The following is a 12,762-nucleotide window of genomic DNA, read 5'->3' as shown; positions in this document are numbered from 1 at the left end:
CGACAAGAAGATGGTCGCGTGCGGGCGGCGAAGCGGAACGAAGCGAGGCGCGTCAGGTCGGTGCCGTGCTCAGAAGCGTGAGGAGACCGAACACCACGACGCCGAGAATGATGGTGACGACGACGTGGATGAACGTGACGTACGTCGACAGGCGGGGCGACTCCCCGTAGAGGTAGTGAATCGCGACACCGTCCAAGGCGACGGCGAGGAGGATGCCGACGAACGCGTTCAGTCCGAACGTCGTGAAGACGACGGCGACGGCCGCCGGGACGGGACCGACGACGAACGCGTACTTGACGGGGACGTCGGCGAGGACGTTTCTCGCGGCGATGTGCGCGGTTACGGAGAGAAACAGCGCCAGCGAGGCGAACGTCCCCGCGACGGCGGCGGCGGGACTCCCGGCGGCACCCGACTGCAGCGGTGTGACGAGAATCGTCATGTGGGAAGCCACGGACGCCGTCGACTTAGGCGCGTACATTCGAGACGCGTGGGCGTTCGGTCAGCCGTCGTACAGACCGAGGTCGCTCAGTCGAGAGACGATTTCGTCCACCGCCTCCGCGGCGTCGGACGGCTGTTTCCCCCCCGTGATGACGAGTTTGCCCGACCCGAAGAGGAGTGCGACGACCTCCGGGGAGTCGAGGCGGTAGACCAACCCGGGGAACTGTTCGGGTTCGTACTCGATGTTTTCCAGTCCGAGACCGATAGCGATAGCGTTGAGATTGAGGTTGCTGCCGAGGTCCGCCGAGGTGACGATGTTCTGGACCGTTATCTCGGGGTCGTCTTCGACGGGTATCTGGAGCGCACGGAGTTTGTCGAAGACGATTTCGAGGCTCTCGTGCACGTCGTCAGTCGACTTCGCGCCGGTACAGACGATCTTGCCAGAGCGAAAGATGAGCGCCGCAGACTTGGGTTCTTGCGTCCGGTAGACGAGTCCGGGAAACTGCTCGGGGTCGTAGTCCGCACCCTCGAGGTCCATCGCCACACTTTGGAGATCGAGTTCCTGACCGATACCGGTCGAGGCGACGACGTTCTCGATGTTGATAGTATCCTTGGGGTCGGTCATGCGACGACTTAAATGACGTATTTAAGGTTGAAAAAGGTTAGTACGGTCCGCGCCTCGCGAAACCGCCGACGCCGAGAACGCGAACGTTCTGGACCGTCACGAGAACGCCGATGACGGCGACGGACCCCGGAATCAGCGTCCGAAACGGCGACTGGGCGACGGAGAGATAGCCCGCGGTGAAACACCCGAAAGCGAGGAGTTTCGCGACGGCGAAGGAGACGGCGGGTCGGACGGGTACCCGTTCGAACAGTCCGCGGACGAACGGGTTCGTCTCGCGTGCCCCGGAACGCGTCGTCGCCGCGACGGTGGTGAGGTAGTCGCCGACGCCGTAGAACCCGACGGCGAGGACCCACAGCACGGCGTCGAGGAGAGGGACCGGCGAGACGGTCGGAGCCGACTGCAGGGCGGTCATCGTCGGAGAGAACGGCTCCGTCGACTTATACGTCCGCCCCTCGGCGGCGGCGGCGTGGACCGCATCGACACCCTGATACTCGCGGATAGACACCACAGACCGTGTACTGCCTCGAACTCGCCGGCGAGGCGTCCGACGAAGCCTTCGCCATCCTCGAAGCCGAACGGGCCGCCGCGACGGCCGTCGACCGAGTCGCCCCCGGACTCGCGACGGCCCGCGGGGTCCGTCTGGACCGCGTGCCGACGCTCGCGTACACGCATCACGTCTCCGAACTCGTCGGTCGGACCGACGCCAGCGTGGAGAGCGCAGTCGCCCTCCTCACCGCGGCGTCGTTCGACCGCGAGGGGAGCGTCGCCGTCCGCGGCCGCGACGTTCGCTCCTCGTCCGACGTGAGTACGTCGGCGGCCGAACGCGCCCTCGGTGGCGTCCTCGTCGACCGCGGGTTCGCGGTCGATTTGGACGACCCGGACCACGTCCTCCGCGCCCTCTTCTCTGCGGACACCTGCCTCCTCGCGTGGGAGGCGGCCGCCAGCGTCCGCGACTTCGGCACTCGGTCGCCGACGGACCGACCGTTCTTCCAACCGGGGAGCATGGACCCGATGGACGCCCGCGCGTACGTCAACCTCGCCGCCGGACCCGCACTCCCGGACGCCACCGTCGTCGACCCGATGTGCGGCACCGGCGGCATCCTCCTCGAAGCGGGACTCGTCGGCGCGCGCGGCGTCGGCAACGACGCCCAGTGGAAGATGGCCCGCGGGGCGCGCGAGAACCTCGCTGCGCTCCTCCCCGACGCCGACTGGGACGTGGTGCGCGGCGACGCCACCGCGCTTCCCCTCCGCGACGACGCCGCCGACGCCGTCGTCTTCGATGCACCCTACGGTCGCCAGTCGAAGATAGCCAGACACGAACTCTCGGACCTCGTGGAGGGTGCGCTCTCGGAGGCCGTCCGCGTCGCCCCCGCCGCCGTCCTCGTCGCCGACAGGCCGTGGGACGACGAAGCCGAGGCGGCCGGGTGGCGCGTGGACGACCGCTTCGAGCGACGGGTTCACAAGTCGCTCGACAGACACGTTCTCGTCCTCTCGCGTCGCTGAGTTCGAGAGCGCGGGTCAGGTCAGACCGACTCGTTCTCGCCGTCTGTAGAGGTAGTACGTGAGCGACGGCACCGAAAGGAGGAGGGCCGGCGAGAACACGGCCCCCACGAGGTGAGCGACTCCCGCGAGTATCCACGCGCGACTCGGGCGCCACGCGTTCCCGTCTCGGAGTGCGCGCACGTCGAGAGCGACGAACGTCACGACGAGTAGCGCGACGAGGACACCGAGGTAGTCCGCGAGTATCGAGACGACGAAGGCGACGAGGCCGACGAGGGCGTCGTCGTTCGACGTCGAGTTGGCCATCGCGACGGCGGTGAACCGACGCAGTCCGAACCGAGAGACGACGGTCGTGAGGACGACGACGGGGAAGAGGGCAACGCCGTACCACCATCTGGAGGGAGTTGGCACGGTCGAGTCTCGGAGTTCGAGGTAATAACTATTGGTTATTCGTCACGATACGCGACGACCGACTCACCGGCGCGGAGCGTATCGCCGACGTCGACGGTCACGTCCTCGCGGTCGTAGCACGGCGGCAACAGCACGTCCGCTCGGCTTCCGAAGTCGATGTGGCCGAGTCGTTGCCCGCGTTCGAGGCCGTCACCCGCCTCGACGTAGGGGTGGATTCGCCGGGCGAACGCGCCCGCGATGAGCGACAGTTCCGCCGGGCCGTCGTCGGTCGAGAGGTCGACGTCGACGCGTTCGTTCCGTTCGGACTCCTTCGAGAACGCCGGGAGATGCGCCCCGTCGCGGTGGGTGACCCGTTCGACCGTCGCGTCGAACGGCGCGCGGTTGACGTGCACGTCGGTGACGTTCATGAACACCCCTATTCGGAGCTGTTCGCCCTCCTCGCGGACGACGGAGACGCGGCCGTCGGCGGGCGAGACGACGCCCGGCGCGGACGGAGTTCGCTCGGGGTCGCGGAAGAACCAGAGGACGAACCCGCCGGCGAGGAGGGCGACGAGAGAGAGCGGTGGTGCGAGGACGGCGAATACGGCCGCCACGAGGAACGCCGGAAGCGCGAATCGCTGCACGCCGGGAGCGTACCGCATCAGGCCACCTCCTCGTCGAGTTCGTGTTGGCCCGTCGCCCACGCCGACAGCAGGTGCGTGAGATGGAGTCGGTCGTCCAGTCCCTCGGCGAGGTCCACGTCGACGCCACCCGCGAGGCGATGCAGACGCACCACGTCCGACTCGCCGAACTCTTCGGGGTATTTGTCGGCGATAGCGAGGAGGTCACGCAGGAGTTCTTGGCCCTCGTACCCCTCGTCGTCCAGAAGCGTCGTGATGGTCTTTCGGGCGTCCGTCACGTCGCCGTCGCGGGCCGTCTCCAGGATATCCTTCAGGTCGTCGTCGTGGCCGACGGAGGACAGGGCCGTCTGCGCCGACTGCATCGTAATCTCGCCGTCGCCTGCCACCGACGCGCTCTGCGCGGCCAAGATGGCCTCGCGAAGGTTGCCGTCGGCCTTCGAGGCGACGATGTCGAGCGCCATCGACTCGTACTCCACGTCTTCCGCGTCGGCGACGTTCGCGAGAATCGTCTTCGTCTCGTCCGTGGAAGGGGCGCGGACGGGGACGGGGAAGCACCGCGAGCGAATCGGCGGGATGAGCTTCGTCGGTTGGCGCGTCGTGATGACGAACTGCGTCGTCCGGTGGTGTTTCTCCATCACGCGACGAAGCGCCTGCTGGAAGTCCTCGCGGATGTGTTCGGCGTTGTCGAGGAGAATGGTCTTGTACTGCCCGGAGACGGGGGCGTAGCCCGCCGACTCCTTCAGCACGCGGCTTATCATGTCGCGCTTGGCCATCCGACTCCGACCGGTGAGAAACTGCTCGAAGCGCGGGTCCTGTCGAATCTGCTTTTTCGTCCGCGAGAAGAAGTCGGCGACGTTTATCTCGACGAGGTCGTTGTCCGGGTCCGCGTGCGCCTCGCGGGCGAGTGCGCGGACGGCCGCCGTCTTCCCGACGCCCGGTGGACCCTGCAGTACGAGGTTCATCGGTTCGTCCACCGTGCGGCCCAGTCGGTCGCGGACCTCCGACTGCGGGAGGTCGGACAACGAGGGCGCGTGTGTCTCCGTCCACAGGGGCGCGTCCATCGGACTCGGCTAGTCGTTCGGGCGGTAAGAAACCCTACGTCTCCGTCTCGGGTGATTCCCGTCCGCGTTCACGCTCGGTCTCTCGCCGCCGTCGCTCGGTCCGTTCGCGGGCGCTCTCGGGCGTGTCGGTCTCCAACAGCACTTCGAGTTTGTGCTCGAACTGTTCGTCGGAGAGGTCACCGCGGGCGTAGCGGTCACGGAGTCTGTCGAGGGCGGCGTCGAGGGAGTCGTCGTCGGTCTGGTCGGTGCGCTCGGACCGAACCTCGGACTCGCGAGGGACCTCGGCGTCGTCCGACCCCCGGAACCGCTCTTCGAGGATGGCGACGAGGGGGACGACGACGGCGAACCCGATGGCGAAGATGGCCCAGAACGGGCCGAGGGGGACGAGGCCGAACAGCGAAGCGAGACCGAGGCCGAGGACGAGGAGGGCGGCGATACCAGCGAGTTCACCGTCGTCTTCGTCGTCGTCCCACCACTCGCCCCGCCACGGTCCGTCCCACCGGTGCGACTGCTCGTCGTCGCGGCGCCGGTCGCTCATACGTCTATTCGTTCGGCTGACGAGAAAAACGTACGTGCCCGGTCCGTGCGATTCGACACGGGTTTACCGCGGCCCCCACTCAGTCGAACCATGTCGATGCGCGTGACGTTCCTCGGGACCGGTGGGGCGGTGCCGACGACCGAACGAGGCCCCAGTGCCCTCCTCGTGAACCGCGACGGCGAGCGACTGCTGTTCGACTGCGGTGAGGGCACCCAGCGGCAGATGATGCGCTTCGGGACGGGATTCACCGTCTCGCACCTGTTCGTCACGCACCTCCACGGCGACCACGTCCTCGGGATTCCCGGCCTGATTCAGACGTGGGACTTCAACGACCGAGAGGAACCCCTCGCTATCCACGCGCCACCGGGGTCGAAACGCCACCTGCAGAGCCTCGTCAACGTCGCGGGCTACCGACCGGGCTACCCCGTCAACATCCACGAAGTGCGGCCCGGAAACGTCGCGCTCTCCGGCGACGACTACGAGATTCGGACGTTCGAGACCGTGCACCGAAACGTCCGGTCGATGGGGTACGCGCTCGTCGAAGACGACAGGCCCGGGCGGTTCGACCGCGAGAAGGCGGAGGAACTCGGCGTCCCCGTCGGTCCCGCCTTCGGCCGCCTGCACGAGGGCGAGTCCGTCGAGTTGGAGGACGGCACCGTCGTCGACCCCGAACAGGTCGTCGGCGACCCGCGTCCCGGTCGGAAACTCGTCTACACCGGCGACACCCGCCCCGTCGACGCGACGGTGAGCGCCGCCGACGAACCGGACTTGCTCGTCCACGACGCGACGTTCGCCGAGGACAGAGCGGACAGAGCGCGCGGGACGGGCCACTCCACCGGGCGCGAGGCGGCGGAGATAGCCACCCGTGCGGGCGCGAAGCGACTGGCGCTCACGCACATCTCCTCGCGGTACGCCGGCAACGCCTCGCCCATCGAGAACGAGGCCCGCGCGGCGTTCGACGGCGAGGCGTTCGTGCCGGACGACGGCCAGAAGGTGGACGTGCCGTACCCCGACGCCGACGACAGCGAGTAGCACACCCACCGTAGCCTTTTCTCCGAAGCCGACGCACCCTGCGACATGACGCGGAACCCGTTCCACCTCGTCGACGTGTTCGCCGAACGGCGCTACGCCGGCAACCAGTTGGCCGTCGTCGAAGACGGCGCGTCGCTCTCCGACGAGGAGATGCTCGATATCGCCCGGGAGATGAACTACTCGGAGACGACGTTCGTCGAGGGGGACGCGCCGAACGACGACGGCGCGTGGTCCGTCCGTATCTTCACGCCGAAGTCGGAGATTCCGTTCGCCGGACACCCGACGCTCGGGACGGCCGCCGTCCTCAGAGAGCGCTTCGACGCCGGTGACGAGGTGGTGCTGGACCTCCCCGTCGGCCACATCCCCGTCGAAGTCCGCGGCGACGGCGACAGGGAGACGTACTGGATGACGCAGAACGCCCCCGAGTTCGGCGCGGAACTCGACCACGCCCGCCTCGCCCGCGTCCTCGGGATAGACGAGTCCAGTCTCGACCACGACTGGCCCGTACAGGTCGTCTCGACCGGACTCCCGGCCGTCTTGGTTCCGCTCACCGACCGCGACGCACTCGGCCGAATCTCCATCGACCGCCCGGCGTACGACTCGCTTCTCTCGGACACCGGCGTCGAGAACGTCTTCCCGTTCTGCGCGGACCCGCGCGAGGACGACCACCACCTCGCCGCGCGGATGTTCTCGCCGGGCTACAGCGTCCCCGAGGACCCCGCGACGGGGAGCGCGAACGGGTGTCTCGCGGGCTATCTGGCGAACTACGAGTACTTCGGCGAGAGCGAGATAGCCGTCTCCGTCGAACAGGGGTACGAGATGGGTCGGCCGTCGGTACTGCACCTCGAAGCCGAGGCGGGCGGCGGCGACGGCGGCGACGACGAAGAGGAGATAGCCGTCCGCGTCGGCGGCCGCGTGGCGTTCGTCGCGGAGGGGTCGTTGCTGTAGCGACGCGCCCGTCGGTCAGTCCAGACAGTCCGCGCAGTAGCGGTTCGTCCCGTCGTCTAAGAGCAAGACGGGGACGCCGAGGAGGACGAACTCGCGGACGTAGCGACGCGTCGTCGCCGCGGGCGCGCCGCAGGCGACGCAGTCGTGGCCCTCCGCCGCCGACCGGTCGAGGAGTCGCGACCGGACGCCGAGCGTCGTCCGAGCGTAGGCGGCGTCTCGCGTGAGGAGGTAGCCGAATCCGAGGAGGACGGCGAGGCTCACGAACGGCAGGACGAGTCGTCCGGCGGGCGTCCGCGCGAGTGCGCCGACGGCGGCGAAGAGTGCGAGGACGACGAGCAGTTCGGTACGGAGACGCATCGTCGTCTCAGTCGCTCGCGGTGCCGGTGCCCGACGAACTCGCGTTCGCGCCGGACGACGACGCGGACGCCGAACTGGAGGTGTCGACCGTCACGTTCGAGGCGTTTCCGGCGTTCTCTCCGGGTTCGATGGAGCGGACGAACTGCGGGTAGCCGTCGCCGCCGACGGGGATGTAGACGGTGTCGGTTTGGTCGAGTTTCTCGATGTACTTCTGCGTGAGGACGCGTCGGTCCAGCGACGCCGAGAGGATGCGGTTGGCGTCCGCCTCACCCTGCGCGGCGATGCGCTTGCGGTCGGCTTCGAGTTTCTCCACCGCGAGTTCGTCCTGTTTCTGCTGGCGGCGTTGCTCGGTTATCTCCTTCTGTTCGACCGCTTGGGCGTACTGCGGCGGGAGTTCGACGTTGCGGACCTGGACGGCTTCGAGGATGAGACCGGCCTGTGCGAACTCGTCGGCGAGTTCCTTCTCGGCCGCCGCCTTCAGACGCGTCTGCCCCTCGCCGGTGTAGATTTCGGTGACGCGAAGCCGACCCGCCTCGGTTCGGAGCACAGAGCGGATAGAGGGTCTGATGAGGCGTTCTTCGGCCGCACCGAGCGTCCGGTAGTCGCTGTAGAACTTGACGGCGTTCCCGGCGTCGACGCGGTAGCGGACGGTCACGTCGATGTCGGTTCTGAGGCCGTCTTCGGTCAGGACGGTGATGGCGTCGTCACGCTGTCCTTCCTGTCCTTCGCCGGACTGCGAGGACATCGTGTACGCCTGCGGGCGGACGGAGAGCGACGCCGTCGACTGCGAGACGGGGTTGATGAAGTGCGCGCCGGGTTCGAACACTTCACCGGTCGTCGCACCCCACTTCTTCACGACTTTCACGTTCCCTTCTTCGACGGGTTCCCATGCGAGGAGGCCCGCGACGGGCGCGGCGAGGAGGAGGAGGACGATACCACCGATAAGCGCCAGTCGCGCCACCGACTGGGGCGAGGAGGAGGGCGGGGAGATGTCTGCGCTCACACGGGCCGTCGGTCCCGACACGATATGTTACTTTCGCATCAAAAGCGGACTGAAACTCCGCGACTGCCGGGCGACGCCCCGCGGCGTGGGATTCATATTCACACACTCCTAATCTGGGCTGTGAACGACCGGACGAGCGCGCTCGACTCACTCGTCTTCGGTGTGGACATCCAGAGTGGCGACGTGCGCGGAGATTCCCCCTCGTACGCCGTCGTGGCTTTCGACGGCGAGAACATCGACCGAGACGTCGTCTCGCATCGGAAGCTACGACGACTCGTCGAGAGAGAACGACCGGCCATCCTCGCGACGGACAACATGTACGAGTTGGCCGCGGACAAAGACCAACTCGTCCACTTCTTGCGTTCGCTCCCCGCGGAGACGAAACTCGTGCAGGTGACCGGCGCGGAGCGTCCCGAACCCCTCTCCAGAGTCGCCTCCCGCCACGGAATTCCGTACGGCAAGAAACCGATGAAGGAGGCGGAGGCGGCGGCCCGACTCGCCGCCGTCAACGTCGGCTACGAGGTGTCTGCCTTCACCAACACGACGAACGTGAAGGTATCCCGCGGCCGTTCGACCGGAAAGGGCGGGTGGAGCCAGGACCGCTACACGCGTCGCATCCACGGGTCCGTGAAGCGACGGAGTCGGGAAGTCGAGGACCGCCTGAAGAAGGCGGGGCTGGAGTACGAGGTGGACGTGACGGAGAAGTACGGCGGCTACTCGAACGCCGTCTTCACCGTGGAGGGTCGTCCCTCGGACATCCCGGTCTCCTCGGGGCGGGCGGGCGACACGCGGGTGGAAATCGACCGCGAACGCCGCGACGGCATCGAGTTCGAACCGCTCGTGAAGCGCCGCGACCACGTCATCGTCGGCATCGACCCCGGGACGACGACGGCGGCGGCGGTCATCGACTTGGACGGCAACAAACTCGACGTGCAGTCGACGCGGACGGCGGACACCGCCGAGATAATCGAGTGGCTCATCGAACGCGGCCGACCGGTCATCGTCGCCGCCGACGTCGAACCGATGCCCGAGACCGTAGAGAAGTTCCGCCGCAGTTTCGACGCCGCCGGGTGGAATCCGGAGACGGACCTCCCGGTGGACGAGAAACTCCACCGGACGCGCGAGGTGGACTACGAGAACGACCACGAACGCGACGCCCTCGCGGCGGCCCTGTTCGCGTTCGACGCCCACGAGAACCAGTTCCAGCGCATCTCGCGGAAAGTCCCGCCGAACATCGAACGCGGCGAGGTCATCTCGCGCGTCGTCGCCGGCGAGGAGTCCGTCGAAGCCGTCCTCCGGGAGATGAACGGCGAGGAGGAACCCGACGAGGAGGACGAGTCCACCCACGAGGAACGCGAACTCACCGAGGAAGAGCGGAAGATTCGCCGCCTCGAACGGCGGGTCGAGCGTCTGGAGTCGCACACCGAGGACCTGAAACAGACCGTCGAAGAGAAAGACGAGACCATCGAGGAGTACAAAGAGGCGCTCTCGGACGCCAAGCGAGAGGAACGGCGCGAGGCCCGAGAGCGCAGAGAGGTCCAGCGTCTCGAACGCGACAACGGCCGCTTGGAGCGAAAACTCGCCTCGGTCGAAGAGGAGAACGAGGAGTTGTCGAGCAAACTCGAACGCCTGAAGCGACTGTGGAAACTCGACCACTCGAACTTCGCGGACGTGAACACGAACAAGAATCTGGCCCCCGTCAAAGTGGTCGAACAGTTCACGAAGGACGCCATCGAGGCGGCCGACGAGGCGTACGGCCTCGCGTCGGGCGACGTGGTCTACCTCCGCGACGCCTCCGGGGCGGGCCGTTCGACCGCGGAGCGACTCGCGGAGACGAATCCCCGCGTCGTCCTCCGGACGGGCGGTCTCTCGGACGTCGCCGACGACGTCCTCTTCGACCACGAGATACCCGTCGGCCCCGCGGACGACGTGACGATGCAGGAGGTGGACGAACTCGCCGTCGCCCGCGAGAACGACCTGGCCGACGTCATCGAGGACTGGGAGCGTCGTGCGGAGGACAGACGGAAAGAACAGCAGTCCGAGATGATGGACCGCATCATCTCCGAACACCGAGCGGAGACGAGAAGCGAGAGTCGCTGACGCGGCGGCGGCGGCGACGGCGACCGCGGCGCAGTCGTCCCGACCGAACGTTCAAGGTCACCGACAGCAGTTCTGAGCTATGCCCTTCTCCCCACCCGGTGGCGTCGCGTTCGCCGCCGTCGTCGCAGTGGCGTTCGGCGGTGCCGTCGGACTCGTCGCCGGCCTGTTCGCCCTCCCGTTCACGACTTCGAATCGCGTCCGCGATGCGCTCTCGGTCGGACCGACGCCGGAGTGGCTTCCGAATCTCTTGCTCTCGGCCACCTTCGGCGGGATGCTGTTCGCGACTGTGCAGTTCGGTCTCCGGTGGGCGGACGCGATTCGACTCGTCTCGCGCGGTCAGCGAGAGACGCTCGTGTTCGTCACCGGGGGCGCACTCGCCCTGTTTTCGGCCGTCTTCCTCCTTGCACGGGGGTACGAGTCGGTGAGAACGGAACGGAGTGACGGCGTCGGACTCGGCGGCGCGGGACTGCTCGTCTCGACGGGACTGACGTACGGCGTCGCGACGACGGTGCTGTCGCTCGTGGTGTAGTCGTCCGGTCGAACTCACCCGCTACGCGGTCGGTTCGACCCGGTCGAACGCCATCCCGACGAGGAAGTAGACGGCCGCGCCGAGAACGGGCAGGACGAACGCGAGCGCCGTCCACGCGAGGACGGCGTTACTGCCGTTGTCGCGGGCGTGGACGTACACGCGGGCCGGAATCACGAGGTGGAAGACGAGGAAGTAGAGCGCGAACCCGAGCAGATAGCCGATACCGCTCCACCCGGCGACGGCCACCCACATGACCGCCAGTGGGACGAACGCCGCGAGGACGAGCGCAGAGAGGACGAACAGCGGTGAACGCGTCGTTGCCATCGGCTGAGACTAGCGGGGCGACGAGTATGAGGGTTGCCCATCCACCATTTTACTGCGTCGGGTCGCGCGAAGCGCGACCACTCCTTGCAAAAAGCTGGACCAAAAAGAGGCCGACTCAGCCGTCACAGACGGCTTCGTCGGTGAGCCGTAGCGTTACAGCGAGAGTACACCGCATACGAACAAATCACACCTCACCTTCGGTGGACCGACCAGCAAACCACCCACACAGTTCCAGAAGTCATATCCCACCCCTCCGACACCAACAGATATGGACGCGTACGACCAGATAACCCGGAACGCCTCCGAGGTTGTCACGGAGGACGAGGTACGTTCGTTAGCCGAAGACCCCGACGGAAAGCGGGCGTACGTCGGCTACGAACCCTCCGGCGTCCTCCACATCGGCCACATGCTGACGGCCAACAAACTCATCCAGTTACAGGAGGCCGGCTTCGAAGTCGTCGTCCTCCTTGCGGACGTCCACGCCTACCTCAACGGGAAGGGCACGTTCGACGAGATTCGAGAGACGGCCACGCGGATGCAAGAGCAGTTCGTCGCCTACGGACTGGACGAAGAGCACACCGAGTTCGTCCTCGGCTCCGAGTTCCAGTTAGAGGAGAACTACGCGCTCGACCTGCACGCGCTCGAACTGGAGACGTCGCTCTCCCGCGCCGAGCGTGCGATGGCGGAGATAAAGGGCGGCGACACGGTGACCGTCGCGCACGCCGTCTACCCGTTGATGCAGGCGCTCGACGTCGTCTACCTCGACGTGGACCTCGCCATCGGCGGGATGGAGCAACGGAAGGTCCACATGCTCGCTCGCGACACCCTGCCGAGCATCGGCGAGGACGCACCCACCTGTCTGCACACGCCGCTCATTTCGGACCTCTCGACGGGCGTCGGCAAGATGTCCTCCTCGTCCGGCGTCTCCATCTCGATGGAAGATTCGGAAGAAGAACTCCGCGAGAAGGTGAACAAGGCGTTCTGCCCGCCGTCGCGCGACCCCGACCCCGACGACGACGGCAACGCCCGCGACAACCCCGTCCTCCAGATTTTCGAGTACCACGTCTTCCCGCGCTTCGGCGAAGTCGTCGTCGAACGCCCCGAGAAGTACGGCGGCAACCTGGAGTACGACGACTACGAGTCGCTGGCGGCGGACCTCGACTCGGGCGAACTCCACCCCGCGGACGCGAAGGGCGCACTCGCGGACTACCTGAACGAACTCGTCGCGCCCGGCCGCGAGAAGATTCGCGAACAGCGCTCCTGATTTTCGGAGAAC

Annotated in this window: 16 protein-coding genes; 6 read left to right on the top strand and 10 right to left on the bottom strand. The window is 67.0% G+C overall.

From position 1 onward, the window contains the following. Positions 1–52 precede the first annotated feature (52 nt). Genes BM282_RS01390 through BM282_RS01380 form a run of 3 tightly spaced genes read right to left on the bottom strand, consistent with a single transcriptional unit; the run spans position 53 to position 1,475 of the window. Complete coding sequence (locus BM282_RS01390; protein ID WP_089876059.1) at positions 53–439, bottom strand: DUF7473 family protein; 387 nt, start codon at positions 437–439, stop codon at positions 53–55. A gap of 60 nt (positions 440–499) precedes the next feature. Further along, positions 500–1,063, bottom strand: a complete 564-nt coding sequence (locus BM282_RS01385; protein WP_089876057.1) for a TATA-box-binding protein — start codon at positions 1,061–1,063, stop codon at positions 500–502. Positions 1,064–1,100: 37 nt separating this feature from the next. Next, a complete protein-coding gene (locus BM282_RS01380; RefSeq protein WP_089877289.1) occupies positions 1,101–1,475 on the bottom strand; it encodes a hypothetical protein in 375 nt (124 codons plus the stop codon). Between the two features lie 101 nt (positions 1,476–1,576). Between BM282_RS01380 and BM282_RS01375 the strand changes: the two genes are divergently transcribed. After that, the gene (locus BM282_RS01375; protein ID WP_089876055.1) at positions 1,577–2,566 is read left to right on the top strand and encodes a methyltransferase domain-containing protein; all 990 of its coding nucleotides are present in this window, start codon (positions 1,577–1,579) and stop codon (positions 2,564–2,566) included. 15 nt (positions 2,567–2,581) lie between these two features. Here the strand turns inward: BM282_RS01375 and BM282_RS01370 are convergent, their stop codons facing one another. From BM282_RS01370 to BM282_RS01355, 4 genes are read right to left on the bottom strand one after another with little or no spacing between them, the layout of a single operon-like run. After that, the gene (locus BM282_RS01370) at positions 2,582–2,974 is read right to left on the bottom strand and encodes a hypothetical protein (protein ID WP_089876054.1); all 393 of its coding nucleotides are present in this window, start codon (positions 2,972–2,974) and stop codon (positions 2,582–2,584) included. A 35-nt stretch (positions 2,975–3,009) separates the two neighbouring features. Further along, positions 3,010–3,615 (bottom strand): protein sorting system archaetidylserine decarboxylase, encoded by a 606-nt coding sequence (locus BM282_RS01365; RefSeq protein WP_089876052.1) that lies wholly within the window; start codon positions 3,613–3,615, stop codon positions 3,010–3,012. Next, the gene (locus tag BM282_RS01360) at positions 3,615–4,655 is read right to left on the bottom strand and encodes an AAA family ATPase (protein WP_089876050.1); all 1,041 of its coding nucleotides are present in this window, start codon (positions 4,653–4,655) and stop codon (positions 3,615–3,617) included. Before BM282_RS01360 ends, BM282_RS01365 begins: the two co-directional genes overlap by 1 nt. A 34-nt stretch (positions 4,656–4,689) precedes the next feature. Next, entirely contained in the window at positions 4,690–5,193 is a 504-nt protein-coding gene (locus BM282_RS01355; RefSeq protein WP_089876049.1) for an SHOCT domain-containing protein, read from the bottom strand. Positions 5,194–5,289: 96 nt separating this feature from the next. Here BM282_RS01355 and rnz point away from each other — a divergent pair, with 96 nt between their 5' ends. Both rnz and BM282_RS01345 read left to right on the top strand, forming a co-directional pair. Beyond that, the gene (gene rnz / locus BM282_RS01350) at positions 5,290–6,225 is read left to right on the top strand and encodes a ribonuclease Z (RefSeq protein WP_175501362.1); all 936 of its coding nucleotides are present in this window, start codon (positions 5,290–5,292) and stop codon (positions 6,223–6,225) included. A gap of 45 nt (positions 6,226–6,270) precedes the next feature. After that, on the top strand, positions 6,271–7,173 hold the full coding sequence (locus BM282_RS01345) for a PhzF family phenazine biosynthesis protein (RefSeq protein ID WP_089876045.1): 903 nt from the start codon (positions 6,271–6,273) through the stop codon (positions 7,171–7,173). 15 nt (positions 7,174–7,188) lie between these two features. On the opposite strand, the gene BM282_RS01340 is transcribed toward BM282_RS01345, so the two are convergent. Both BM282_RS01340 and BM282_RS01335 read right to left on the bottom strand, forming a co-directional pair. Beyond that, positions 7,189–7,530, bottom strand: coding sequence for a hypothetical protein (locus BM282_RS01340; protein ID WP_089876043.1), 342 nt, complete (start codon positions 7,528–7,530; stop codon positions 7,189–7,191). A gap of 7 nt (positions 7,531–7,537) precedes the next feature. After that, the gene (locus BM282_RS01335) at positions 7,538–8,533 is read right to left on the bottom strand and encodes a prohibitin family protein (RefSeq protein WP_089877286.1); all 996 of its coding nucleotides are present in this window, start codon (positions 8,531–8,533) and stop codon (positions 7,538–7,540) included. Between the two features lie 120 nt (positions 8,534–8,653). Here BM282_RS01335 and BM282_RS01330 point away from each other — a divergent pair, with 120 nt between their 5' ends. Continuing rightward, positions 8,654–10,633 (top strand): DUF460 domain-containing protein, encoded by a 1,980-nt coding sequence (locus tag BM282_RS01330; protein ID WP_089876041.1) that lies wholly within the window; start codon positions 8,654–8,656, stop codon positions 10,631–10,633. 79 nt (positions 10,634–10,712) lie between these two features. Then, the gene (locus tag BM282_RS01325; protein ID WP_089876039.1) at positions 10,713–11,162 is read left to right on the top strand and encodes a hypothetical protein; all 450 of its coding nucleotides are present in this window, start codon (positions 10,713–10,715) and stop codon (positions 11,160–11,162) included. A 21-nt stretch (positions 11,163–11,183) separates the two neighbouring features. On the opposite strand, the gene BM282_RS01320 is transcribed toward BM282_RS01325, so the two are convergent. After that, complete coding sequence (locus tag BM282_RS01320; RefSeq protein ID WP_089876037.1) at positions 11,184–11,486, bottom strand: PLDc N-terminal domain-containing protein; 303 nt, start codon at positions 11,484–11,486, stop codon at positions 11,184–11,186. 268 nt (positions 11,487–11,754) lie between these two features. Here BM282_RS01320 and BM282_RS01315 point away from each other — a divergent pair, with 268 nt between their 5' ends. Next, complete coding sequence (locus BM282_RS01315) at positions 11,755–12,750, top strand: tyrosine--tRNA ligase (RefSeq protein ID WP_089876035.1); 996 nt, start codon at positions 11,755–11,757, stop codon at positions 12,748–12,750. The last annotated feature ends 12 nt before the right edge of the window (positions 12,751–12,762 follow it).

It is taken from the genome of Halogeometricum limi (assembly GCF_900115785.1).
Classification (GTDB): Archaea; Halobacteriota; Halobacteria; order Halobacteriales; family Haloferacaceae; genus Halogeometricum; species Halogeometricum limi.
This window is presented reverse-complemented; position numbering and strand designations above follow the sequence as displayed.

Coding starts and splice junctions, on each gene's coding strand:
- BM282_RS01315 (WP_089876035.1), top strand. CDS start 11,755: ATGGACGCGTACGACCAGATAACCCGGAACGCCTCCGAGGTTGTCACG.
- BM282_RS01365 (WP_089876052.1), bottom strand. CDS start 3,615: ATGCGGTACGCTCCCGGCGTGCAGCGATTCGCGCTTCCGGCGTTCCTC.
- BM282_RS01385 (WP_089876057.1), bottom strand. CDS start 1,063: ATGACCGACCCCAAGGATACTATCAACATCGAGAACGTCGTCGCCTCG.
- BM282_RS01340 (WP_089876043.1), bottom strand. CDS start 7,530: ATGCGTCTCCGTACCGAACTGCTCGTCGTCCTCGCACTCTTCGCCGCC.
- BM282_RS01320 (WP_089876037.1), bottom strand. CDS start 11,486: ATGGCAACGACGCGTTCACCGCTGTTCGTCCTCTCTGCGCTCGTCCTC.
- BM282_RS01380 (WP_089877289.1), bottom strand. CDS start 1,475: ATGACCGCCCTGCAGTCGGCTCCGACCGTCTCGCCGGTCCCTCTCCTC.
- BM282_RS01390 (WP_089876059.1), bottom strand. CDS start 439: ATGACGATTCTCGTCACACCGCTGCAGTCGGGTGCCGCCGGGAGTCCC.
- rnz (WP_175501362.1), top strand. CDS start 5,290: ATGCGCGTGACGTTCCTCGGGACCGGTGGGGCGGTGCCGACGACCGAA.
- BM282_RS01325 (WP_089876039.1), top strand. CDS start 10,713: ATGCCCTTCTCCCCACCCGGTGGCGTCGCGTTCGCCGCCGTCGTCGCA.
- BM282_RS01355 (WP_089876049.1), bottom strand. CDS start 5,193: ATGAGCGACCGGCGCCGCGACGACGAGCAGTCGCACCGGTGGGACGGA.
- BM282_RS01345 (WP_089876045.1), top strand. CDS start 6,271: ATGACGCGGAACCCGTTCCACCTCGTCGACGTGTTCGCCGAACGGCGC.
- BM282_RS01360 (WP_089876050.1), bottom strand. CDS start 4,655: ATGGACGCGCCCCTGTGGACGGAGACACACGCGCCCTCGTTGTCCGAC.